General features: G+C 59.4%; 1 protein-coding gene. It reads right to left on the bottom strand.

Annotated features, from left to right (window positions below; all coding sequences use genetic code 11):
- The coding region (locus tag BMW90_RS26075; protein ID WP_074840702.1) for a tyrosine-type recombinase/integrase at positions 1-1,272 on the bottom strand (1,272 nt) is incomplete at its 3' end.
- Positions 1,273-1,397: the final 125 nt, after the last annotated feature.

The following is a 1,397-nucleotide window of genomic DNA, read 5'->3' as shown; positions in this document are numbered from 1 at the left end:
AGTGAATGGCGCCTGAATGCGCAGAAAGACCCTGTCCGTTGTGACGACCGGACGCACATCTTCGATATAGGTCAGCAGCGCATCCCCGGCATCCTGTGGTATTGGTACCAAAACTTCGCGTCTGGCTTTGCCATGCAATCGCAACCGACTCGCACGCCAGTCAATGTCTGACAGTCGCAATTGCCAGATGTCACCGGCGCGCAAAGCCAGCCGCGCGAGCAGAAGGAGTATGGCGCGGTCCCGTATCTCGACAGGCGTTTTGGTTCCACAGGACGCTATTATCTCTTCAATTTTGGTTCGAAGGATCGTCGGTGGTACCGTTGACAGCTTGCGCGAAACGGCAGATGGCACAGCATATAGGAGCGACGGGGCGCACTGATTCTGAACAATCGTGAAGCGCAAGAAAGCGCGCAGAACGGTCACCGTCATCCGCACCGAAGATCTTGAGCGCTCTTCGCCCTGGTTCAAAACGATCGAGCGGATTGCCGCCGCGTTGTAGTCTTTCGGGGTTGCCCCGAGGCTATCCAGCCAGCGGTTCGCTTCGTACAAGAAGCGCCGTACGGTCTCGTGCGTCACCCCACGTTCGCGGCGCAACCATTCCGAGAACTCGGTCAGGCGCGGATCGCAGGTGGTAACGCAGTCAGGCGCTTCAGGTGGGATCAGACCCTCATCCCTCAGGAACCGGACAAAAGCACGCGCACCACGGCGGCGGTTCTTGAGGCGCGAGCCCAGCATGTCCTTGCCATGTTTGGTCTTCTCCCCACAGCGGCAATTATGCCGTGCGAAATGATCGATGGTGGCCTCGTTGATTCCGTGGACCGGAACACGCGTCAGCAGCGCCCATTCCGCGAAATGGCGGGCCTGACTCAGGTGCGTCGAGTACGTCACCTTGCTATATCCGGTGGCGCAGAGCTTCTCTGCATGGGCCTCCAGATATTGCCCGAGCCGGGCGACTTCATTTGCAATGAAGACCACCCCGGTGGCTTCGAGATAGCTCAGGAATCTGCGTGTATCTGTGGCGTAGGCAGGCTTGCGCAGTTGCGAAGGGCTGTAGCGGCCGCAACGGCAGCGATGGCGTAGGAACCGATCCACCGCCGATGCATCGAGGTCTCTGGTCGGGATCTTCCGGGCGCGTGCCCACTTCAGAAAATGCCGGGCGGCACCCACGGCGCCCTTCGAGAGCCGGGGATTGTCTGCGAGATAGGCGCTGACCAGAGCGACGTCGTCAGCGCCGGCACGGCCACCGAGCGGAGAGTTGGAGGGGGAGTTCATGGAGGATGTCCTTCTGCGGATGAGAGCAGAGGCATCATGATTATCCAAAGCGGAAACCCGAAAATGAATCAGCAGAACAACAGGTTGAAATCCCGAACTCCGCATAACGGTGACGCGGCATATTG

The sequence above is a fragment of the Marinovum algicola genome, from assembly GCF_900109145.1.
Classification (GTDB): domain Bacteria; phylum Pseudomonadota; class Alphaproteobacteria; order Rhodobacterales; family Rhodobacteraceae; genus Marinovum; species Marinovum algicola.
Note: the sequence above shows the minus strand (reverse complement) of the source record. Positions and strands in the feature narration are given on the sequence as shown.